1 rRNA gene is annotated in these 255 nt (G+C 51.0%); it reads right to left on the bottom strand.

What is annotated here, in order from left to right:
* Positions 1-240 (bottom strand): 23S ribosomal RNA (locus BTA35_RS17665); the annotation flags it as partial.
* Positions 241-255 lie beyond the last annotated feature (15 nt).

The raw sequence follows: 255 nt of genomic DNA, 5'->3' as shown, positions 1-255 counted from the left end.
TTCGGAATCTCGGTTGATTTCTTTTCCTCCGGGTACTTAGATGTTTCAGTTCCCCGGGTTCGCCTCGCATCGCTATGTATTCACGATACGATACCCAGCTTACACTGGGTGGGTTTCCCCATTCGGACATCCTCGGATCAAAGCTTGTTTACCAGCTCCCCGAGGCTTTTCGCAGGTTTCTACGTCCTTCATCGCCTCTGACTGCCAAGGCATCCACCGTATGCGCTTAGTTGCTTGACCATATAACCCAAAAGG

The sequence above is a fragment of the Oceanospirillum linum genome, assembly GCF_001995095.2.
In the GTDB taxonomy this organism is placed as follows: domain Bacteria; phylum Pseudomonadota; class Gammaproteobacteria; order Pseudomonadales; family Halomonadaceae; genus Oceanospirillum; species Oceanospirillum linum.
This window is presented reverse-complemented; position numbering and strand designations above follow the sequence as displayed.